Source organism: Enterobacter cloacae complex sp. IR5401, from assembly GCF_049238425.1.
In the GTDB taxonomy this organism is placed as follows: Bacteria; Pseudomonadota; Gammaproteobacteria; order Enterobacterales; family Enterobacteriaceae; genus Enterobacter; species Enterobacter hormaechei_C.
Genome location: NZ_JBMKHN010000011.1, coordinates 46,464 through 66,043, shown reverse-complemented (window position 1 = coordinate 66,043; position 19,580 = coordinate 46,464). Strand labels below are relative to the sequence as shown.

The following is a 19,580-nucleotide window of genomic DNA, read 5'->3' as shown; positions in this document are numbered from 1 at the left end:
TGTCTGGGTCAGCCGAGGCCCGGGGAGGCAAGGAACGTGTTAAAGGTCGGCTGAAAAATTGACGCGTCATAATACTTGCGCCCCCCAGGAAACTCAAGCTGATTGCACAAATAATTCGCACAAAGGGTAAAGCTGTTCTAAGTGGGTGATTTAAAATCGCACTCATCAGAAGCGCTGTTTTTTTGAACAACATCATCAGAAATGGTCACCCATCCCAACCCGGGTAGCGATTACACTTTAATCAGAAACCCTGAACAGAGAAGGAGAGCATTCCCCCGTATCACAGCACGCAGTCGTGGAGCGCATATCATGAAAAGAATCGCAATCGCCATTTTGGCTGCGCTTTTGCTCAGTGCAAACGCGATGGCAGCCATCAGAATAGACAGCCAACAGGCCAGAAACATGGATGATGTGCAGAGCTTAGGCGTTATTTACATCAATCATAACTTCGCCACTGAAAGTGAAGCAGATCAGGCGCTTAATGAAGAAACCGATGCGCAGGGCGCAAAATGCTATCACGTCATGCTGACACGTGAGCCCGGCAGCAACGGTAATATGCACGCCAGTGCAGATATTTACCAGTAACGCTTTATCGCTAGCACCAAGAAAGCCAAAGAAAATCAAAGCCATATATAATTTGCCCCCTGCCCGGGGGCTTTTTTATGAATGGCTCCGGAATACCACCGGTTACAACTGTTTCGGTATTCCAGAGCACTTATTCACTTCTGCCCGTAATAAGCATTCGGGCCGTGCTTACGCATGAAATGCTTGTTCATCAGATAATCATCAATGCCCTGAAGCTGTGGGTTAATGCCGCGCGCAATCCACGCCATTCTGGCCACCTCTTCCATCACCACCGCGTTATGCACGGCGTCATGCGCATCTTTACCCCAGGAGAATGGACCATGCTGGTACACCACAATACCCGGCGTATGCAGTGGTTCCGTCTCACCCAGCGTTTCGATAATGACCCTGCCGGTGTTAAGTTCGTACTCGCCTTCGACCTCAGTCTGCGTTAACGCCCGCGTGCAGGGAATATCACCGAAGAAGTAGTCCGCGTGCGTTGTACCCAAAGCAGGGATCGCCAGCCCGGCCTGTGCCCAGGCGGTGGCGTGCGTGGAATGGGTATGTACAATCCCCCCCAAGGACGGGTAACGCTGGTACAGCGCCAGATGGGTTGCCGTATCAGAAGAAGGACGCCATTTGCCTTCAACGACCAGTCCTTCCAGGTCAACCACCACCATATCGTCCGCTTTCATGGCGTCATAGGCCACGCCGCTCGGCTTAATCACCACCAGCCCCTGCTCGCGATCGATGGCGCTTACGTTGCCCCACGTAAACGTCACCAGTCCATAGCGCGGGAGATCCATATTGGCTTCAAAGACCTGCTGTTTCAGCTTAAGCATGTTCCGCCTCCATCAGTCCTGCCCGCGCCATGCGCTCGCACACCCAGTCCCGGGCTTTCGCCACTTCTGCCGCCGGATCGTCCGCGGTTTCGCTCCACATCTCAATCAGGTAAGGCCCGCAATAACCTGTCTGTTTGAGCGTCTGGAAGCACCGTTCGAAATCCACCACCCCGGTGCCGAACGGTACGTTTTTAAACACGCCGGGACGGGTATCTTTAACGTGCACCGCCACGATATGCCCGATGCCCGCCTGAAGCTCCATCTGTACGTCGTTATCCCATGCCGACAGGTTGCCGATATCCGGATAAAGCTGGAACCACGGGTTATTCAGATAGTGCGCGTAGCCCAGCGCCTTGCTGATGGAGTTCATCAACGGATAATCCATGATCTCCATCGCCAGCGTCACCTGCGCACGGCTTGCCATCTCAACGCTCTCTTTCAGGCCGTCACGGAAACGACGACGCGTTTCATCATTGGCTTCCTGATAGTAAACATCATAACCCGCCAGTTGGATCACGCGGATGCCGACATCCTGTGCGAAGCGAATAGCTTTACGCATGATCTCCAGCCCTTCGGCGCGTACGGCATCATCTTCGCTGCCAAGCGGAAAACGACGATGAGCGCTCAGGCACATGGATGGCACGCGCACGCCGGTTTCGGCAATGGCGCTCACCAGCGCCAGACGCTGGTCGCGGCTCCAGTCCAGGCGAGCAAGACGCTCGTCCGTCTCATCCAGCGACATTTCGACAAAATCGAAACCCAGCTGCTTCGCCAGCTGTAACCGCTCCAGCCAGCACTCCCCCGCAGGGAGTGCCTTTTCATAGATGCCAAGCGGGACCTGTTTTGACAACATACCCGCTCCTTAACCCCAAAGCTGAGCGATTGAGCGTTTAAACTGACGCGCCGCTTCCACCGGAGATTCCGCATCGCGAATGCTACGACCGGCAATAAAGACGTGAATTGGAATCCCCTTGAACAGCGGCAGATCTTCCAGCGCCAGGCCACCGGTTACGGTCACTTTGAAGCCCATATCGGCCAGACGTTTGATCGCGCTGATATCGGCTTCACCCCACGCCACGCCTGCGGCCTGCGCATCACGGCTGCGGTGATAAACCACCTGCTGGATACCTGCTTCGCGCCACTCCTGCGCCTGCTCCCAGGTCCAGAAACCGGTCAGTTCAATCTGCACGTCGCCATTGAACTCCTTCGCCACGTCCAGCGCGCCTTTCGCAGTGTTGATATCCGCACAGCAGATCACGGTGACCCAGTCGGCGTTGGCTTCAAAGCACATGCGAGAGAGAATTTTGCCCGCATCGGCGATTTTGGCATCCGCCAGCACGATTTTATGCGGATAGAGCGCCTTCAGGTCACGAACCGCACGAACGCCTTCGCCCACGCACAGAATGGTGCCGACTTCGATGATGTCCACTTCTTCCGCAATCAGACGGGTGGTTTCGTAAGCGTGAGACAGAGTCTGGTTATCCAGCGCGACCTGCAACATTGGTAATGACATTTTAAATTCCTCTTAAACGGCCGCCGCAGTGGCGTTATCAATTAAATCCAGCACGTCCTGCGCGGTACGGCAGGCGCGTAAACGGTCAAAATTAGCTTCATCATCAAACAGATTGACGATCTGCATGATGCCCACCTCCTGGTGGGTATTGGCATCGACAGCCGCCATAGTGATAAGGATGTCGACCGGGTCGTTATCTTCGTGGTTAAACACCAGCGGCGTTTTCAACGTCACCAGCGCGAAGCCGGTTTTCTTGACGCCCTCTTCCGGGCGGCCATGCGGCATCGCCAGGCCTGGCGCAATCACAAAGTAAGGGCCATGCTGCGCCACGCCATCCAGAATCGCCTGGTAGTAACGCGGCTCGACAACGTCAGCCTTAACCAGCAGATCCACGCTCAGCTTCACCGCTTCCTGCCAGGTGCTGGCTTCGGCCTGTAAAAGGATGGAGTTATTCTCTGCCAGCGAATCACGTAGTTTCATGTGGCATCCTTACTTCACGTCTTGTGGGAAGTGTTCTTTGATCACTTCCAGCAGCTTTGGTCCGAAATCCGCAGGCGACAGCATGTTGCGTACGCCTACCACGTATTTGTTGCCCGACACGCTAATCTCGCCGGCAATGTGCGTTGAGGCGATGATGATGTCCGCGCCGTTCAGTTCACTTTTGTATTCACCCACTGCGCAGCTGTTCACCGTGTGGTCAATGTTTGACTGGGTTAAAAACTGGTCCACTTTCATCTTCATGATCATGGAGCTACCTTGCCCATTGCCACACACAGCCAGGATACGTACGGTCATAATCGAAACTCCTTAATGAGCAGACACTTCTGCTGTTTGTTTTTCCGCATCTTCTTCAGCCCGCAGCGAACGGCCAGCGAAGAACATATAAGCCAGGGCAATCAGGATGATGACGGCCATAAAGACCAGCCCGACGGACGCAAAGCCCTGCATCATCGGCGGCGCCAGAATTGACCAGTCCGCCATGCCCATCCAGGCGCTCATGCCGGTGAGCTTGACCGCCCACACGCACCCGAAGATTTCAACCATGCCCATCACCAGGCAGATCTTGAGCGCTGCGCGCCATCCGCCGAAGTGGTTAGCAAACACGCCGATAGTGGCGTTGGAGAAGAACATCGGGATAAAGCCAGGAATAATCAGGATTGAGGAGCCACAGCCCACCAGAATGCCGACCGCAATCAGCTGGCCGATGGTGCCCCACATAAAGCCCCAGACAACGGCGTTTGGCGCAAAGCTATAGATAGCCGCACAGTCAATCGCCAGCACCGCGCCAGGGATCAGGCGCTGGGAGATGCCGTTAAACGCTTCCGACAGTTCGGCGACGAACATACGCACGCCCTGGGTGATGATGAAAATAGCAACAGCGAAGGAGAAACCGGTTTGCAGGATATAGACCGTCCAGTGGGTTTTACCCGCCATCGCCTGCACCACGTCAATGCCAAAGGAGAGCAGGATGGCGCCGAAGAAGATGGTCATCACAATTGCCGTGGAGACGATGTTGTCGTGGAAGATATTCAGCCAGCCAGGCAATTTGAGATCTTCAACACTCTCCTCTTTTTTGCCCAGGTACGGCGCGACTTTGTAAGCAATCCAGGAGGCGAACTGCTGCTGGTGACCGATGGAGAAACCGCAGCCGTCCGTAACGTCCTGCGTTGGCTTATACATCATGTTGGAGGTGATGCCCCAGTAAAGTGAGACCAGCACTGCCGTGCAGATGACCGTGGTCCACATTGGGTAGCCGAAGATATAGAGAGAAACGGCAATCAGACCCGCCTGCTGGAACATGATGTGCCCGGTGAGCATGATGGTGCGAATACCGGTGATACGGCGCAGGAGCACGTAAATGATGTTCAGCGCCAGCGCGAGCAGTACCGCATACCCAACCCAGCTGTATGCATCTCCCATGCGATCGATGGTGGCCATCATGGACGCGTAAGTGTCAGAGATGGCGCCGTTAATGCCGTACACCTCTGACATTTTGGCAACAACCGGCTTAAACGTGCTGGTCAGAATGCCAGACCCCGCCTGCAACAGCATAAAACCAATGATGGTTTTGATGGTGCCTTTGATAATCACGCTGACGCTTTTGCGCAGCAGGATGTACCCCAGGCACGTCACGATACCCAGCAACAGCGGGGCGTTGGTCATTACCTGATTAAAGAAAACGGTAAAGACGTTGTAGAGGATCTCCATAACTCTCTCCAGAAAATGAGAACACGAGGGGCAATCCCTGTGTGGTTGGTGTCATCACTCTATTAATCACAAATAATCATCACAAGATTGCATTTGATTATTTGTGACGAATCACGCAATTTATTTCCATGGCGTTAGTAATGATTTTCACTACCGAACCAATCCAATAAATAAATTCTTAATTTTCAGTATATTAATCATTTGTAGCGGTTATCTTATCAACGTCATGATGTTTTTTCTGTGATGTGGCGAGGGGAATTTTCCGTAAATAAGCCATTGCAAATCGATTTAAACAGTGCCAGCATTAATCACAACAAGTCACAGTGTGATTACTTTTGATTAAAACCAGGAGTCAAACGATGAGTAAAGTGAAAACCATCACCCGTGAATCATGGATTCTGAGTACCTTTCCGGAGTGGGGTAGCTGGCTGAACGAAGAGATCGAGCAGGAACAGGTTGCTCCTGGCACATTTGCGATGTGGTGGCTGGGCTGCACCGGGATCTGGCTGAAATCAGAAGGCGGCGCCAACATTTGTGTTGATTTCTGGTGCGGCACCGGCAAACAGAGCCACGGCAATCCACTGATGAAAAAAGGCCACCAGATGCAGCGTATGGCCGGCGTTGAAAAGCTCCAGCCGAACCTGCGCACCACGCCTTTTGTGCTTGATCCTTTTGCCATTCGCCAGATCGACGCCGTTCTCTCTACCCACGATCACAACGATCATATCGACGTGAACGTGGCGGCAGCGGTAATGCAAAACTGCGCGGACGACGTACCGTTTATCGGGCCGCAGACCTGCGTGGATTTGTGGATTGGCTGGGGCGTGCCAAAAGAGCGCTGCATCGTGATGAAGCCGGGCGACGTGGTGAAAATCAAAGACATTGAGATTCACGCGCTGGATGCCTTTGACCGCACCGCGCTGATCACCCTGCCTGCCGATCAGAAAGCCGCAGGCGTACTGCCAGACGGGATGGATGAGCGCGCGGTGAACTATCTGTTCAAAACGCCTGGCGGTTCCCTGTATCACAGCGGTGACTCCCACTACTCCAACTACTACGCGAAGCACGGTAACGAGCACCAGATTGACGTGGCGCTTGGCTCTTACGGTGAAAACCCGCGCGGGATCACCGACAAAATGACCAGCGCGGATATGCTGCGTATGGCCGAAGCGCTGAAAACCAAAGTGGTGATCCCGTTCCACCATGATATCTGGTCAAACTTCCAGGCCGATCCGCAAGAGATCCGCGTCCTGTGGGAGATGAAAAAAGACCGCCTCAAGTATGGCTTCAAGCCGTTCATCTGGCAGGTTGGCGGCAAGTTCACCTGGCCGCTGGATAAAGACAATCTTGAGTATCACTACCCGCGTGGTTTCGATGATTGCTTTACGATTGAACCCGATCTGCCGTTCAAGTCCTTCCTCTGATACCGAGGCCCAATCGCCAGACCCTGCGTCTGGCGATGTCATTTTTATTTTAGTAATTTCACGCTATTTCAAATATCATCTTTTCAAATCAATTCTTATCGGAATAGCTCATGACGGAAGCGCAACGGCATCAAATTTTACTGGAACTCCTGGCGCAAACAGGGTTTATCACCGTCGAGAAAGTGATCGAACGTTTAGGGATCTCCCCCGCTACCGCGCGACGGGATATCAACAAGCTGGATGAGAGCGGCAAGCTGAAAAAAGTCCGCAATGGCGCAGAGGCCATCAGCCAGCAGCGTCCACGCTGGACGCCGATGAACATCCACCAGGCGCAGAATCACGATGAAAAGGTGCGGATTGCCAGAGCGGCGTCACAGCTGGTGAATCCCGGGGAGAGCGTGGTGATCAACTGCGGTTCGACGGCGTTTCTGCTGGGCCGTGAAATGTGCGGCAAGCCGGTGCAAATCATTACCAACTATCTGCCGCTGGCCAATTATCTCATTGACCAGGAACATGAAAGCGTGGTGATCATGGGCGGCCAGTATAACAAGAGCCAGTCCATCACCCTGAGCCCGCAGGACAGTGAAAACAGCCTCTACGCCGGGCACTGGATGTTTACCAGCGGCAAAGGCCTGACGGCGGATGGACTGTATAAAACCGATATGCTCACCGCAATGGCAGAGCAGAACATGCTTAACGTGGTGGGCAAGCTGGTGGTGCTGGTCGACAGCAGCAAGGTCGGTGAACGCGCCGGCATGCTTTTCAGCCGCGCCGAGCAAATCAGCATGGTGATCACCGGCAAAAACGCCAACCCCGAGATCCTCAGCAAGCTGGAGGATCAGGGTGTCACGGTGCTGCGCGTTTAAAGGTGCTGGCGGAAGAATTCTACGGTTGCTTCCAGCGCGGCCGGGGTAATACGGTGCCGGACACCCGCTCCCCACAGGCAGGTCAGATTACTGTCCAGCCCTTCGCGCTGTAGCGCCTGTTGCAGGCGGAACGTTTCACCGGGCGGTACGACGTCGTCGGCATCCCCATGCCACAGCAGCAGCGGACGATCGGCCAGCTGCGAAAGCGCATGGCTGACGTCCCATTCAGACAACAGGGTCTCAATCTCCTGAGGGGCCTGCGGCGGGAATAGCGTCTTTGCCAGCGACGTAAAGTAGCCCGATCCCATCAGGCAAGCCACGGACGTCACCTCCGGATGCCTGGCCATGATCCCCAGCGCCGTCATTCCGCCCATTGATGCGCCTGCGACCGCCAGCCGTTTCCCCTCCACCAGCCCGGCCTGCAAGAGCGCGTCACGCAGCCCGGCGAACTCGGTCAGATTGCCGTGCAGCGTTTGCCAGAACAGCCCCAGCCGCGCCTGCTCATCGCCCGTAAAGCGTGCCCCATGATTCGGCGCATCAGGCATGACCACCCGGAAACCGGCCTGCGCCAGCGCGACGGCAAAATAGCTGTAGACCAGCTTCGAGGAGAGAAAGCCATGATAGAAAACTACCGTCGGCAGCGGCTGTTCACCTTTACCAGCCGGAAAAGCATGGATGATTTCATGCTCACTCAGCTGGCGAGTTTCAATTTCAATCATTGTCGATCCTGTGCTGATGAATGATTCATAATGTTGAGAGCTGGATTACGGTTTCACGATATTTTCATTCGAAATCTACGTCCCAGATAACACTTCGGGAACATTCCCCCAAAACTAAATTCGCAGACAACTACACTATGGCTATCAGGAAAAGAGACAGGTTTATGCGCAGGCTTACCGCTTTATTGCTGGTCTCGCTGCTCAGCGGATGTTCCGTATTGCAGGGTACGCCAGAACCGGCGCCGCCGGTTACCGATCATCCTCAGGAAATTCGTCGTAATCAGACGGAAGGATTACAACGCCTGGGTACCGTATCCGCGATGGTTCGTGGTTCCCCGGATGATGCAGAAGACGCAATTGAAGCGCAGGCCGTTGCCGCAAAAGCAGATTATTACGTCATCACGATGATTGATGAAACCATTAGTACGGGACAGTGGTACGCCCAGGGCATTTTGTACCGTAAGTAAGCATCATCATTTGAACGACTTTTACACTGCTTTGCGTCCGTAGACATTTTCCTGTCCACAATAAACTCCATGCCAGCAACAATGGAAATGAGTTTATTCGCGAAGGATTGCCCGGCGGATACCGGAGACACGTGAAAAGGAGCTGACGATGAAACGAACCCTTGCTTTAACGACGCTATTGCTTTCAGCGGGCCTGCTGAGCACCACGGCGCAGTCGGCCGAATTTGCCAGCGCGGATTGCGTCACGGGCCTGAACGAGATTGGTCAGATCTCCGTCAATAATATCACGGGGAGTCCGCAAGACGTTGAACGTGTCGTCGCTCTGAAGGCCGATGAACAGGGCGCATCCTGGTATCGCATCGTCCAGATGCAGGAAGATCACCATGTTAATCACTGGCGCGTGCAGGCCATTCTTTATGCCTAATCCCTTCCGATAAAAGCCACTTAATTTTAGTGGCTTTTCACTTTTGCAAATTTTTTATCTTTCCCAAAACCTAACGAAAACAAACATGTAACATTAGGTTACATTAAAAAGGTAAACGTTATCTCTGCTCTGCCGTTGAACAGCCATCACTTTTCAATAATGAGCAATTTATGATCACCTTTTTCCGCCGGGCAGGTCTGGGCACGAAGCTATCGCTGCTAACAGGTGCCAGTGTCGCCACGCTTTTTTTGCTGTTCACTTTTCTGTTGAGCCACAACACCAGCCAGCAGCTTGAAGATCTTGCGGTTGAAGACCTGCATAACCAGTCTACCGGCATGGTGGATATGGTAGAGATGTTCAACACCAGCCTGAGCGAAGAGGTCGAGAGCTATACCCGCCTGTTCACCACCTTTTTGCCACAGCCATTGAACAGCGACAGCAGCCAGAGCCGCACCATTAACGGCCTTACCGTTCCTCTGCTGAAGGGCGGTGAAACGGAGTTGCATGAAAACAATACGCTTTCTGATGACTTCCTGAGCCGAACGGGGGCCATCTCGACGCTGTTTGTCCGCAGTGGTAACGATTTTATCCGCGTGGCCACGTCGCTGCGCAAAGAGAATGGCGACCGCGCCATCGGAACCGTTCTTGATACCACCAGCCCGGCATTTGCGGCTGTCACCAAAGGGGAGGTCTATCGCGGCCTCGCGCTGCTGTTCGGCAAGCGCTATATCACGCAGTACCAGCCTGTTAAAAATGCGGAAGGCCAGGTTATCGGGATTATCTTTGTTGGCGTCGACATCACCCATTCCTGGAACGTCATGCGCGAGAAAATCCTTAACCGTCGTCTGGGCAAGAGCGGTCACTTCTTTGTACTGGATCGCAGCAGCGGTAAAACGCGCGGACAGTATCTGTTCCATGCCAGCGAAGAGGGCAAACTGCCCAACTGGGACACGGCGACACAGCAGCAGCTTCTGAGTGATAAAGCCGGCACGCTGGAACGCGTGAGCGCGGATGGCCGTACGCTCAAAGTCGCCTACACGCCGCTGCCGGGCTGGAACTGGACCATCGTGGGTGAAGTGGATAAAGCCGTACTGCTTTCAAGCGTCACCACGCTGCGCGATCGCTTCCTGATGGCGGGCGTGGTGCTATCCGCGCTCTTCGCGGGCCTGTTCGTTATCCTCATTCGCCGGATGCTAACCCGCCCACTGCGCGCAGTGATCGCGCTTGCCCGGCAGTATGCCGCAGGCGATCTGCGCGCCAGCCTGCCGGTAACCCGCCAGGATGAGGTCGGCCAGCTGATTGATGCCATCAACGGGATCGGGGGCGGCCTGCAAAAAATTGTGTTGCAGGTCCGCGAGGCCGCAAGCGAAATCCATCTGGGGACTAACGCGCTGGCTTCAGATACCGGCGAGATCTCTGAACAGATCAACAAACAGGCCAGCAGCGTTGAGGAGACCTCCGCCAGCATGGAGCAATTAGCCGCCACCGTGCAGCAAAATGCCGCCAACATGGAGCAAACTCAGCAGCTAGTGGGTGAAACCTCGCGCGCGGTGCATCAGGGTGGAGAGACGGTGACCCACGCAGTTTCCACCATGGATGATATTCGTGATGCATCGAAACGCATTGAAGACATCACCCGCGTGATTGAGTCCATCGCTTTCCAGACCAATATCCTGGCGCTCAATGCGGCGGTTGAAGCGGCGCGGGCGGGCGAGCACGGGAAAGGTTTCGCAGTGGTGGCGCAAGAGGTGCGCGCCCTGGCCGCACGCAGCGCCAACGCGGTAAAAGAGATTGAGCAGCTGATTGGCGACACGCTGAACAAGGTGAGCGAAGGCCATGCGCTTTCTGAGCAGACGCGTCTGGCGATGGATGCCATCATTGTTCATATCGATAACATCAGCCAGCTTGTTACCGAGATCAACCACGCCTCCCGCGAGCAGTCTGCGGGGATTGGTCAGGTGAATCTGGCGATGACGCACATCGGTGAGGCATCGCACATCAATGCCGATCGTATCTCACGCAGCGAGCAGACGGCGCAGACGCTGCGCGAGAAGGGTTCACATCTCACCCGGCTGGTGAGCCTGTTCCAGCTTAAAGCTTAACCGACCCGGCCCGTGGCGCGCAGCAGCAGGTCGTTTTGCACCTGTTCGCTCATCAGCGTGCCGCCCCGGGTATCCAGCATCATGCGGCACCACGCCTGCGCCACGGGCGGCGTTGCGTGCCGCAGCATCTGGCTTCCGGCCCCGATTAAAAAGAGCTGCCGCGCGATCTCCCTGCCCTGCGCTTCCTGCGGTTTACGCAGCTTCTGCTGTAGCTGCCGCCAGCTGCGATCGAAGTGCCTGTCCTGGCCTTTTACCTGCGCGAAATCATCGGCGAGCAGGTCGACAATGCCCGACTGCTTCGCCAGCACGCGCAGGACATCCAGGCACATAATATTGCCAGAGCCTTCCCAGATGCTGTTAACGGGCATTTCACGGTACAACCGCGGAAGCTCACTCTCTTCGCAATAGCCTGCGCCACCCAGCACCTCCATTGCCTCTGCCACAAACGGTATGCCCGCTTTGCAGACGCTGTATTTTGCCGCCGGCGTGAAAAGCCGCGCCCATGCGGCTTCCTGCGGGTCGGTGCGGTTATCCCACGCCCGGGCGAGTCGGAACAGCAGTGCCGTGTGTCCCTCCAGCACCAGCGCCATACGGCTTAGCACGTCGCGCATTAACGGCTGGTCGATCAGATTTTTGCCGAAGGTCTGCCGCTGATGGGCATGATAAAGCGCCACCGAGAGCGCACGGCGCATCAGTCCGTGGCTGCCAAGCGCGCAGTCAAAGCGCGTCAGCCCACCCATCTTAAGAATTTGCCGGACACCTTCACCCTCTTCGCCCAGCAGCCAGCCGTAAGCATCAAGGAACTCAGCCTCACTGCTGGCATTTGAACGGTTACCGAGCTTGTCCTTCAGACGCTCAAGGCGCACGGCATTGCGTTGCCCGTCGGGTAAGAAACGCGGAACAAAAAAGCAGGAAAGCCCGCCCTTCGCCTGCGCCAGCACCAGATGCGCATCGCTCTGCGGCACGGAGAAAAACCATTTGTGCCCCACCAGCCGGTAACTGCCATCACTGCATTTCTCTGCTTTGGTGGTATTACTGAGTACGTCCGAACCGCCCTGCTTTTCCGTCATCCCCATGCCGATCAGCAGGCCGCGCTTTTGCGCCCCCGGTGCGAGATGGGGATCGTAGCGATCGCTCATCAGCGGCGTTAACCAGTCGTGAAACGGTTTGGGCAGCGACTGTAGCAACAGCGGCGTGGCCGCAAAGGTCATGGTCACCGGGCATAGCGTTCCCGCCTCCACCTGAGCATGCAGCACAAAACGCGCGGCCCTGGCGACGAACGATCCTTTCCGCGCCTCCTCCTCCCACGCCAGGTTGTGCACCCGGTTGGCGCAAAGCCCCTGCATCAGAAGATGCCATGCCGGATGAAAGCGGACGTCGTCCAGCCGCACTCCCGTGGCGTCATAACGCAGCAGCTCCGGCGGATTAACGTTCGCCAGCCTGCCCAGCTCCAGCGACTCCGCCGTACCCAACTGCTGTCCGATGCTGGCAAGAAGATCCACATCCCACTCAGCCCCTTCGCGCGCTACCGCATCGCGCAGGGCGCAATCAGAGAGAAAAAGGTTGCTGTTCGATAGCGGTGCAGGTTGATTAAAAACGGTATGTGTCTGCCAGTGCATGCTGTCTCCCTCCTTTCATTGGCAATAAAGGTAAGTATGGACAGAGGGCATGCACGCTGCATGGGAGGGGGGTCACACGATGACGATCGTGTTGATATCATTCGTGAAATAGCTCACAGAACATAAGAATAAACTATTTCATTACTTCACTAATGCTGAATAATTTATTCTTACCCCGTTTTTGTGAGGATCGTTATGCAACAGGATGCGCACAAGCGTGCATTAATTGCAGGCTCCATCGGTAATTTCATCGAGTGGTATGAATTTGCGGTCTACGGTTTTCTGGCAACGGTGATTGCCAGAAACTTCTTCCAGCTTGAGGGGGAAGCGGAGCTCACCAGCCTGATCCTTACCTGGGCCTCGTTCGCCATCGCTTTCTTCTTCCGTCCGCTGGGTGCGGTGGTCTTTGGCCGCATTGGCGACAGGATTGGCCGCAAACCGACGCTGATTATCGTGCTGGTATTGATGACGCTCGCCACCGCTGCCATCGGTATTGTGCCGGTCTACGCCAGTATCGGGATTGCCGCGCCGCTGATCGTTACGCTCCTGCGTATTCTGCAAGGACTGTTCGCGGGCGGTGAGTATGGCGGTGCGGTCTCATTGATGACGGAGTTCGCCCCGCGCGGCAAGCGCGGTCTTTACGGGGCATGGCAGTCCTTCACCGTGGCGCTCGGACTGTTAGCGGGCGCAGGTATTGTCGCGTTGCTCTCTGCCCTGCTCTCCCCTGAAGCCTTGCACGACTGGGGCTGGCGCATTCCGTTCTTCCTGGCGTTGCCGATGGGTGCGGTCGCGCTATGGCTGCGGGTGAGCATGGAAGAGACGCCGAGCTTTGTGCAGCAACGGGAAAAACCGGTTGTTACTCAGGCCACCACCGCCGCCACGTTCAAAACCATCCTGATGGGCATTGGCCGCGTGATGGTCTGGTCTGCGGCGGGCTATACCTATCTGGTGATTATGCCGACCTATCTGCAATCTGCGCTGCACACCGGTTTTAACCAGGCGCTGCTGATTGCGGTGATTTCTAACATTGGGTTTGCGCTCACGATCATTCCGTCGGGCATGCTGAGCGACAGGATCGGGCGGCGGACGGTGATGATTATCTCCACCGTGCTCCTGCTGATCCTCGCCCTGCCGCTGCTGAAAATTTTGCAGGCGGAAACCAGTACGCTGGCGGTCAAAGCGATTGTGGTGCTGATTGCGGGAGGTCTGGTTGGGATGCTGGCAGGGCCGGGGCCGGCAATGCTGTCTGAGATGTTCCCGACGCGCGTGCGTTATACCGGGCTGGGGCTGGCCTATTCTCTGTCGAATGCGATCTTCTCGGGCTGTGCGGGGCTGATCATTACCGGGCTGATTAAAGAGACGGGCAATCTGGATATTCCGGCGTACTACGTGATGGCAACGGCGGTGGTGAGTATTTTCGCGCTGATGACGCTGAGGAAGGATGACCATTTACGGTCGTTAGAGGAGTGAGATTGTTGCCCGGTGGCGCTGCGCTTAGCGGGCCTACGTTACCATGCTTTTGTAGGCCGGGTAAGGCGAAGCCGCCACCCGGCACAACAGGCTACCCGCGCTGACGCACCGCTTCGAACAGGCAGATACCCGTCGCAACAGAAACGTTCAGGGACGACACGCTGCCTGCCATCGGGATGCTGATCAGCTCGTCGCAGTGCTCGCGCGTCAGACGACGCATGCCTTCACCTTCTGCCCCCATCACCAGCGCCATGCGGCCGGTCATTTTGCTCTGATACAGGGTGTGATCCGCTTCACCGGTCGTGCCAACGATCCAGATATTCTCTTCCTGCAACAGACGCATGGTGCGCGCCAGGTTAGTCACGCGGATCAGCGGAACGTTTTCCGCCGCGCCGCAGGCAACTTTTTTAGCGGTAGCGTTAAGCTGCGCGGAACGATCTCTTGGCACAATCACCGCATGCACGCCTGCTGCATCGGCGCTACGCAGGCACGCGCCCAGGTTATGCGGGTCGGTTACGCCATCAAGGATCAGGAAGAACGGGTTATCCAGCTCAGCGATCAGATCCGGCAGATCGTTCTCCTGATACTGACGGCCTGGCTTCACGCGCGCGATAATGCCCTGGTGTACAGCTCCTTCGCTTTTCTCATCCAGATACTGGCGGTTCGCCAGTTGGATCACTACGCCCTGCGCTTCCAGCGCGTGGATCAGCGGCATCAGACGTTTATCTTCTCGCCCTTTCAGAATAAAAACTTCCTGAAAACGCTCCGGCGCGCGCTCCAGCAGGGCCTGCACCGCGTGGATGCCGTAAATCATTTCACTCATTGATGGTTCTCGTAATAAATATTTCCCCTCTCCCGTTGGGGAGAGGGTCAGGGTGAGGGGAAATTACTCCGCCTGCTGTTTCTTCGCCGCGCGCTTCGCTTTGGTCGCGGCCGCTATTTTTTGGGTCTTGGTCGACGGTTTTTTCGCTTTACGAGCGTCTTTTTTCGCCGCCTTGGGCTTCTGTTTCTTCTCGCCACGGAAAGCGCTGTCTGGCTCAAAGTTTACTCTTTTACCTGCCTGACGTCGCTTGCCGCCCGCTTTACCGTTGCCACCTTTTTTCGCTTTCTCACGCTCGGTTTTCCCGACGTTACGCGGCGCGCGCTCGCTGGAGATCAGGCTGAAGTCGATTTTACGGTCGTCCATATTCACGGCTTCAACCTTCACTTCCACCCGATCTCCCAGACGGTAGGTCTGGCCGCCGGATTCGCCGATCAGACGTTGTCCGACCTGGTCGAAGCGGTAGTAATCGTTATCGAGGCTGGAAACGTGCACCAGACCGTCGATAAACAGCTCATCCAGACGCACGAAGAAGCCAAAGCCGGTGACGCTGGCAATCACGCCTTTAAAGATATTACCCACCTGATCCAGCATAAAGTCACACTTCAGCCAGTCCGCCACGTCGCGCGTTGCTTCATCCGCACGACGCTCGGTCATGGAACAGTGCTGGCCCAGCTGCAGCATCTCTTCCATGGAGTAGTGATACCCTCCGGTTTCGGTCGTATTGCCTTTATGACCCTGCTCGTGCGCCAGCAGATACTTGATCGCACGGTGCAGGGACAGATCCGGATAACGGCGGATCGGCGAGGTAAAGTGCGCGTACGACTGTAAGGCCAGACCAAAGTGGCCCCGGTTTTCCGGATCGTAAATCGCCTGCTTCATGGAGCGCAGCAGCATGGTTTGCAGCATTTCCGCGTCAGGACGATCGCTGATGGATTCCAGCAGCTCGGCGTAATCGCGTGGCTCAGGCTTATTACCGCCAGGCAGCTCCAGACCGAGTTCAGCCAGCACGGAGCGGAACGAGGTTACGGCTTCCGTGGTTGGCTTGTCGTGAATACGGAACAGCGCAGGCTCTTTGGCTTTCTCAACGAAACGTGCCGCCGAGATGTTCGCCAGGATCATACACTCTTCAATCAGCTTGTGCGCATCGTTACGCTGGGTCTGCTCGATACGCTCGATACGGCGCTCGGCGTTAAAGATAAACTTCGCCTCTTCACTCTCAAACGAGATCCCACCGCGCTCTTCGCGCGCCTGATCCAGCGTTTTGTAGAGGTTGTGCAGCTCTTCGATGTGTTTGACCAGCGGCGCGTACTGTTCGCGCAGATCCTGATCGCCCTGCAACATATGCCAGACCTTGGTATAGGTCAGGCGCGCATGAGAACTCATCACTGCTTCGTAGAACTTATAGCCCGTCAGACGTCCCTTGCTGGAGATGGTCATTTCGCAGACCATACACAGGCGGTCCACCTGCGGGTTGAGGGAACACAGGCCGTTGGAGAGCACTTCTGGCAGCATCGGTACAACCTGAGACGGGAAGTAGACCGACGTACCGCGGCTGCGCGCTTCGTTATCCAGCGGCGTGTGTGGACGTACGTAATAACTCACATCCGCGATGGCCACCCACAGACGCCAGCCACCACCACGTTTTTTCTCACAATATACGGCATCATCGAAGTCACGGGCGTCTTCACCATCAATGGTGACCAGCGGCAGATCGCGCAGATCCACGCGGCCTGCTTTGGACTCTTCCGGCACTTCTTCACGCAGGTTTTCGATCTGGTCTTCAACCGCTTTCGGCCAGACGTACGGAATTTCATGGGTGCGCAGCGCCATATCAACGGCCATGCCGGTGCCCATGTTATCGCCCAGCACTTCGACGATTTTACCTACCGCTTTGGTACGGCGGGTCGGGCGCTGGGTGAGTTCAACCACCACCACAAAGCCCATACGCGCGCCCATCACCTCTTCAGGCGGGATGAGAATGTCGAAGCTCAGACGGCTGTCGTCCGGCACCACAAAACCTACGCCCGCATCGGTAAAGTAACGGCCAACGATCTGGCTGGTTTTCGGCACCAGCACGCGGACCACGCGCGCTTCGCGGCGGCCTTTACGGTCTGCACCCAGCGGCTGCGCCAGGATCTGGTCGCCGTGAATACACATCTTCATCTGTTCAGATGAGAGGTACAGGTCGTCTTTACGGCCTTCCACGCGCAGGAAGCCAAAGCCATCGCGGTGACCAATAACGGTGCCTTTCAGCAGGTCGAGGCGTTCTGGCAGCGCGTAGCACTGGCGACGAGTAAAGACCAGCTGCCCGTCACGCTCCATGGCGCGCAGGCGGCGGCGAAGGGCTTCAATTTGCTCTTCACCTTCAATGTTTAATTCAACGGCAAGTTCTTCACGATTGGCGGGTTTTTCGCGTTTTGTTAAGTGTTCAATGATGAACTCGCGGCTGGGGATAGGATTCGCGTATTTTTCGGCTTCGCGTTCCTGGAAAGGATCTTGTGACATGTCGGTTCCTCCGTTGTCAGCTCCGGTGGAAATTTTCTTCATTCCACCAGCAATAATTTATAAAGCGGTTGATTCTCTTCAACCAAATCGGCCAGCGTGTAGTTATCCAGTTCCTTGAGAAAACTTTGCACGGCCTTTGAAAGCGCCTGCTTCAGGCGGCAAGCGGGCGTAATGTGGCAGAACGCGCTGCTACAGTTCACCAGAGAGAGCGGCTCCAGTTCACGTACCACATCGCCAATACGGATACTCTGTGCCGGTTTACCGAGACGGATCCCTCCATTCTTCCCGCGGACGGCAGCAACGTATCCGGCACGACTAAGTTGATTGATTATTTTGACCATATGATTACGGGACACACCGTACACCTCTGTGACTTCAGAGATGCTGGTCATCTTCCCATCGGGTAACGACGCCATGTAAATCAGCGCGCGTAAGCCGTAATCGGTGAAACTTGTTAACTGCACATCAACCTCAGGAAAAAGGGAAAACGCGGTTAAACCGCAGAGATATTCATTAATGATGATAAACCAGCCAGATAGTTAGCGGCTAATTTATTTGACAGACGGGGCGAAAAAGCGGAGATCCAGGAGCGGTCGCCGGATGGCGCTGCGCTTATCCGGCCTACGGGTTTCCCCGCAGGCCAGCAGTCACGAAGATTATGCGTCGAACGGGTCGCGCAGGATCATCGTTTCAGTACGATCCGGGCCGGTAGAAATAATATCGATCGGCACTTCGGTCAGTTCTTCAATGCGCTTGATGTAGTCCAGCGCGGCTTTTGGCAGGCCACTACGCTCTTTCACACCGAAGGTGGTCTCAGACCAGCCCGGCATGGTTTCGTAGATTGGCTCAATGCCTTCCCAGTCGTCAGCAGCCAGCGGAGTGGTGGTCACTTCGCGGCCATCTGGCATGCGGTAGCCAACGCAGATTTTCACTTCTTTCAGGCCGTCCAGTACGTCCAGCTTGGTCAGGCAGAAGCCAGACAGGGAGTTGATCTGCACTGCGCGACGTACGGCAACGGCGTCCAGCCAGCCGGTACGACGACGACGACCGGTGGTCGCGCCAAACTCGTTACCCTGCTTGCAGAGGAACTCGCCGGTTTCATCAAACAGTTCGGTCGGGAATGGACCTGCACCCACGCGAGTGGAGTACGCTTTGATGATGCCCAGAACGTAATCCACATAACGTGGACCCAGGCCAGAGCCGGTCGCCACGCCACCCGCGGTGGTGTTAGAGGACGTAACGTACGGATAGGTTCCGTGGTCGATGTCCAGCAGGGTACCCTGCGCACCTTCGAACATGACGAAATCGCCACGCTTGCGCGCCTGGTCCAGCAGATCGGACACATCAACAACCATACCGGTCAGAATGTCTGCAATCGCCATGACGTCATCCAGCACTTTCTGGTAGTCAACGGCTTCGGCTTTATAGAAGTTCACCAGCTGGAAGTTGTGATATTCCATCACTTCTTTCAGTTTTTCAGCGAAGGTTGCTTTGTCGAAGAGGTCACCGACGCGCAGACCGCGACGAGCCACTTTATCTTCGTATGCCGGGCCGATGCCACGACCGGTAGTGCCGATCGCTTTCGCGCCACGCGCTTTTTCACGCGCCACGTCCAGCGCCACGTGATAGTCCAGGATCAGCGGGCAGGCTTCGGAGAGCAGCAGACGCTCACGAACAGGGATACCACGGTCTTCCAGACCTTTCATCTCTTTCATCAGCGCAGCAGGAGACAGCACAACGCCGTTACCGATGATGCTGGTGACGTTTTCGCGAAGAATGCCTGATGGAATAAGATGGAGGACGGTTTTTTCACCGTTGATTACGAGAGTATGGCCTGCGTTGTGACCGCCCTGGTAGCGTACAACATATTTAGCCCGTTCAGTCAGAAGATCAACAATCTTCCCTTTACCTTCGTCACCCCATTGGGTGCCCAGTACGACGACGTTGTTACCCATTTTTTTCAAAATCACCGTTTGCTTAAAAATGGATTCTACCATCGCTTTTTCAGATATACAGCACTTTTTGACCCTAAAA

General features: G+C 55.6%; 19 protein-coding genes. 7 read left to right on the top strand and 12 right to left on the bottom strand.

Annotated elements, in window-relative coordinates; genetic code table 11:
• Positions 1 to 309: 309 nt before the first annotated feature.
• Positions 310 to 585: a DUF1471 family protein YjfY gene (gene yjfY / locus ACOTX1_RS16310; protein ID WP_023315267.1), complete on the top strand. Its 276-nt coding sequence runs from the start codon at positions 310 to 312 to the stop codon at positions 583 to 585.
• A 134-nt stretch (positions 586 to 719) separates the two neighbouring features.
• On the opposite strand, the gene ACOTX1_RS16305 is transcribed toward yjfY, so the two are convergent.
• From ACOTX1_RS16305 to ulaA, 6 genes are read right to left on the bottom strand one after another with little or no spacing between them, the layout of a single operon-like run.
• Complete coding sequence (locus ACOTX1_RS16305) at positions 720 to 1,406, bottom strand: L-ribulose-5-phosphate 4-epimerase (RefSeq protein ID WP_003856029.1); 687 nt, start codon at positions 1,404 to 1,406, stop codon at positions 720 to 722.
• Complete coding sequence (locus ACOTX1_RS16300; protein WP_003856027.1) at positions 1,399 to 2,259, bottom strand: L-ribulose-5-phosphate 3-epimerase; 861 nt, start codon at positions 2,257 to 2,259, stop codon at positions 1,399 to 1,401. The genes ACOTX1_RS16305 and ACOTX1_RS16300 overlap by 8 nt, the downstream gene beginning before the upstream one ends.
• A 9-nt stretch (positions 2,260 to 2,268) precedes the next feature.
• Positions 2,269 to 2,919 (bottom strand): 3-keto-L-gulonate-6-phosphate decarboxylase UlaD, encoded by a 651-nt coding sequence (gene ulaD / locus ACOTX1_RS16295; RefSeq protein WP_003856025.1) that lies wholly within the window; start codon positions 2,917 to 2,919, stop codon positions 2,269 to 2,271.
• A 12-nt stretch (positions 2,920 to 2,931) separates the two neighbouring features.
• Positions 2,932 to 3,399: a PTS ascorbate transporter subunit IIA gene (gene ulaC / locus ACOTX1_RS16290; RefSeq protein ID WP_003856024.1), complete on the bottom strand. Its 468-nt coding sequence runs from the start codon at positions 3,397 to 3,399 to the stop codon at positions 2,932 to 2,934.
• A 9-nt stretch (positions 3,400 to 3,408) separates the two neighbouring features.
• Positions 3,409 to 3,714, bottom strand: coding sequence for a PTS ascorbate transporter subunit IIB (gene ulaB, locus ACOTX1_RS16285; protein WP_003856022.1), 306 nt, complete (start codon positions 3,712 to 3,714; stop codon positions 3,409 to 3,411).
• A gap of 12 nt (positions 3,715 to 3,726) precedes the next feature.
• Entirely contained in the window at positions 3,727 to 5,127 is a 1,401-nt protein-coding gene (ulaA, locus tag ACOTX1_RS16280) for a PTS ascorbate transporter subunit IIC (protein ID WP_003856019.1), read from the bottom strand.
• A 359-nt stretch (positions 5,128 to 5,486) separates the two neighbouring features.
• Here ulaA and ulaG point away from each other — a divergent pair, with 359 nt between their 5' ends.
• Together ulaG and ulaR are read left to right on the top strand one after the other, a co-directional pair.
• On the top strand, positions 5,487 to 6,551 hold the full coding sequence (gene ulaG, locus ACOTX1_RS16275) for an L-ascorbate 6-phosphate lactonase (protein ID WP_023315266.1): 1,065 nt from the start codon (positions 5,487 to 5,489) through the stop codon (positions 6,549 to 6,551).
• Between the two features lie 110 nt (positions 6,552 to 6,661).
• Positions 6,662 to 7,417: an HTH-type transcriptional regulator UlaR gene (gene ulaR / locus ACOTX1_RS16270; RefSeq protein ID WP_003856014.1), complete on the top strand. Its 756-nt coding sequence runs from the start codon at positions 6,662 to 6,664 to the stop codon at positions 7,415 to 7,417.
• Here ulaR and yjfP read toward each other — a convergent pair.
• A complete protein-coding gene (gene yjfP / locus ACOTX1_RS16265; RefSeq protein ID WP_023315265.1) occupies positions 7,414 to 8,136 on the bottom strand; it encodes an esterase in 723 nt (240 codons plus the stop codon). The two genes, ulaR and yjfP, sit on opposite strands and share 4 nt — an antisense overlap.
• 137 nt (positions 8,137 to 8,273) lie before the next feature.
• On the opposite strand from yjfP, the gene bsmA reads away from it, so the two are divergent.
• The 3 genes from bsmA (at position 8,274) to ACOTX1_RS16250 (ending at position 11,129) form a co-directional block, all read left to right on the top strand.
• A complete protein-coding gene (gene bsmA / locus ACOTX1_RS16260) occupies positions 8,274 to 8,603 on the top strand; it encodes a biofilm peroxide resistance protein BsmA (RefSeq protein WP_263522409.1) in 330 nt (109 codons plus the stop codon).
• 148 nt (positions 8,604 to 8,751) lie between these two features.
• The gene (yjfN, locus tag ACOTX1_RS16255; RefSeq protein WP_003856009.1) at positions 8,752 to 9,027 is read left to right on the top strand and encodes a DUF1471 family protease activator YjfN; all 276 of its coding nucleotides are present in this window, start codon (positions 8,752 to 8,754) and stop codon (positions 9,025 to 9,027) included.
• Between the two features lie 170 nt (positions 9,028 to 9,197).
• The gene (locus ACOTX1_RS16250) at positions 9,198 to 11,129 is read left to right on the top strand and encodes a methyl-accepting chemotaxis protein (RefSeq protein WP_023315264.1); all 1,932 of its coding nucleotides are present in this window, start codon (positions 9,198 to 9,200) and stop codon (positions 11,127 to 11,129) included.
• Here the strand turns inward: ACOTX1_RS16250 and ACOTX1_RS16245 are convergent.
• Positions 11,126 to 12,748: an isovaleryl-CoA dehydrogenase gene (locus ACOTX1_RS16245; protein WP_003856005.1), complete on the bottom strand. Its 1,623-nt coding sequence runs from the start codon at positions 12,746 to 12,748 to the stop codon at positions 11,126 to 11,128. The two genes, ACOTX1_RS16250 and ACOTX1_RS16245, sit on opposite strands and share 4 nt — an antisense overlap.
• A gap of 195 nt (positions 12,749 to 12,943) precedes the next feature.
• Between ACOTX1_RS16245 and ACOTX1_RS16240 the strand changes: the two genes are divergently transcribed.
• Positions 12,944 to 14,218, top strand: coding sequence for an MFS transporter (locus tag ACOTX1_RS16240; protein ID WP_023315262.1), 1,275 nt, complete (start codon positions 12,944 to 12,946; stop codon positions 14,216 to 14,218).
• 91 nt (positions 14,219 to 14,309) lie between these two features.
• Here ACOTX1_RS16240 and rlmB read toward each other — a convergent pair whose 3' ends face one another.
• From rlmB to ACOTX1_RS16220, 4 genes are all read right to left on the bottom strand, one after another.
• On the bottom strand, positions 14,310 to 15,041 hold the full coding sequence (rlmB, locus tag ACOTX1_RS16235; RefSeq protein ID WP_023315261.1) for a 23S rRNA (guanosine(2251)-2'-O)-methyltransferase RlmB: 732 nt from the start codon (positions 15,039 to 15,041) through the stop codon (positions 14,310 to 14,312).
• 63 nt (positions 15,042 to 15,104) lie between these two features.
• Positions 15,105 to 17,546, bottom strand: coding sequence for a ribonuclease R (gene rnr, locus ACOTX1_RS16230; RefSeq protein WP_023315260.1), 2,442 nt, complete (start codon positions 17,544 to 17,546; stop codon positions 15,105 to 15,107).
• 38 nt (positions 17,547 to 17,584) lie between these two features.
• Positions 17,585 to 18,010 carry a nitric oxide-sensing transcriptional repressor NsrR gene (gene nsrR / locus ACOTX1_RS16225; RefSeq protein WP_003855998.1) on the bottom strand — a complete coding sequence of 142 codons (426 nt, stop codon included), beginning with the start codon at positions 18,008 to 18,010 and terminating at the stop codon, positions 17,585 to 17,587.
• A 192-nt stretch (positions 18,011 to 18,202) separates the two neighbouring features.
• Positions 18,203 to 19,501, bottom strand: coding sequence for an adenylosuccinate synthase (locus tag ACOTX1_RS16220; protein ID WP_003855997.1), 1,299 nt, complete (start codon positions 19,499 to 19,501; stop codon positions 18,203 to 18,205).
• Positions 19,502 to 19,580: the final 79 nt, after the last annotated feature.

Bases quoted from the DNA above. Each gene is read 5' to 3' on its own strand.
- yjfY (WP_023315267.1), top strand. From the start codon at position 310: ATGAAAAGAATCGCAATCGCCATTTTGGCTGCGCTTTTGCTCAGTGCA.
- ACOTX1_RS16305 (WP_003856029.1), bottom strand. From the start codon at position 1,406: ATGCTTAAGCTGAAACAGCAGGTCTTTGAAGCCAATATGGATCTCCCG.
- ACOTX1_RS16300 (WP_003856027.1), bottom strand. From the start codon at position 2,259: ATGTTGTCAAAACAGGTCCCGCTTGGCATCTATGAAAAGGCACTCCCT.
- ulaD (WP_003856025.1), bottom strand. From the start codon at position 2,919: ATGTCATTACCAATGTTGCAGGTCGCGCTGGATAACCAGACTCTGTCT.
- ulaC (WP_003856024.1), bottom strand. From the start codon at position 3,399: ATGAAACTACGTGATTCGCTGGCAGAGAATAACTCCATCCTTTTACAG.
- ulaB (WP_003856022.1), bottom strand. From the start codon at position 3,714: ATGACCGTACGTATCCTGGCTGTGTGTGGCAATGGGCAAGGTAGCTCC.
- ulaA (WP_003856019.1), bottom strand. From the start codon at position 5,127: ATGGAGATCCTCTACAACGTCTTTACCGTTTTCTTTAATCAGGTAATG.
- ulaG (WP_023315266.1), top strand. From the start codon at position 5,487: ATGAGTAAAGTGAAAACCATCACCCGTGAATCATGGATTCTGAGTACC.
- ulaR (WP_003856014.1), top strand. From the start codon at position 6,662: ATGACGGAAGCGCAACGGCATCAAATTTTACTGGAACTCCTGGCGCAA.
- yjfP (WP_023315265.1), bottom strand. From the start codon at position 8,136: ATGATTGAAATTGAAACTCGCCAGCTGAGTGAGCATGAAATCATCCAT.
- bsmA (WP_263522409.1), top strand. From the start codon at position 8,274: ATGGCTATCAGGAAAAGAGACAGGTTTATGCGCAGGCTTACCGCTTTA.
- yjfN (WP_003856009.1), top strand. From the start codon at position 8,752: ATGAAACGAACCCTTGCTTTAACGACGCTATTGCTTTCAGCGGGCCTG.
- ACOTX1_RS16250 (WP_023315264.1), top strand. From the start codon at position 9,198: ATGATCACCTTTTTCCGCCGGGCAGGTCTGGGCACGAAGCTATCGCTG.
- ACOTX1_RS16245 (WP_003856005.1), bottom strand. From the start codon at position 12,748: ATGCACTGGCAGACACATACCGTTTTTAATCAACCTGCACCGCTATCG.
- ACOTX1_RS16240 (WP_023315262.1), top strand. From the start codon at position 12,944: ATGCAACAGGATGCGCACAAGCGTGCATTAATTGCAGGCTCCATCGGT.
- rlmB (WP_023315261.1), bottom strand. From the start codon at position 15,041: ATGAGTGAAATGATTTACGGCATCCACGCGGTGCAGGCCCTGCTGGAG.
- rnr (WP_023315260.1), bottom strand. From the start codon at position 17,546: ATGTCACAAGATCCTTTCCAGGAACGCGAAGCCGAAAAATACGCGAAT.
- ACOTX1_RS16220 (WP_003855997.1), bottom strand. From the start codon at position 19,501: ATGGGTAACAACGTCGTCGTACTGGGCACCCAATGGGGTGACGAAGGT.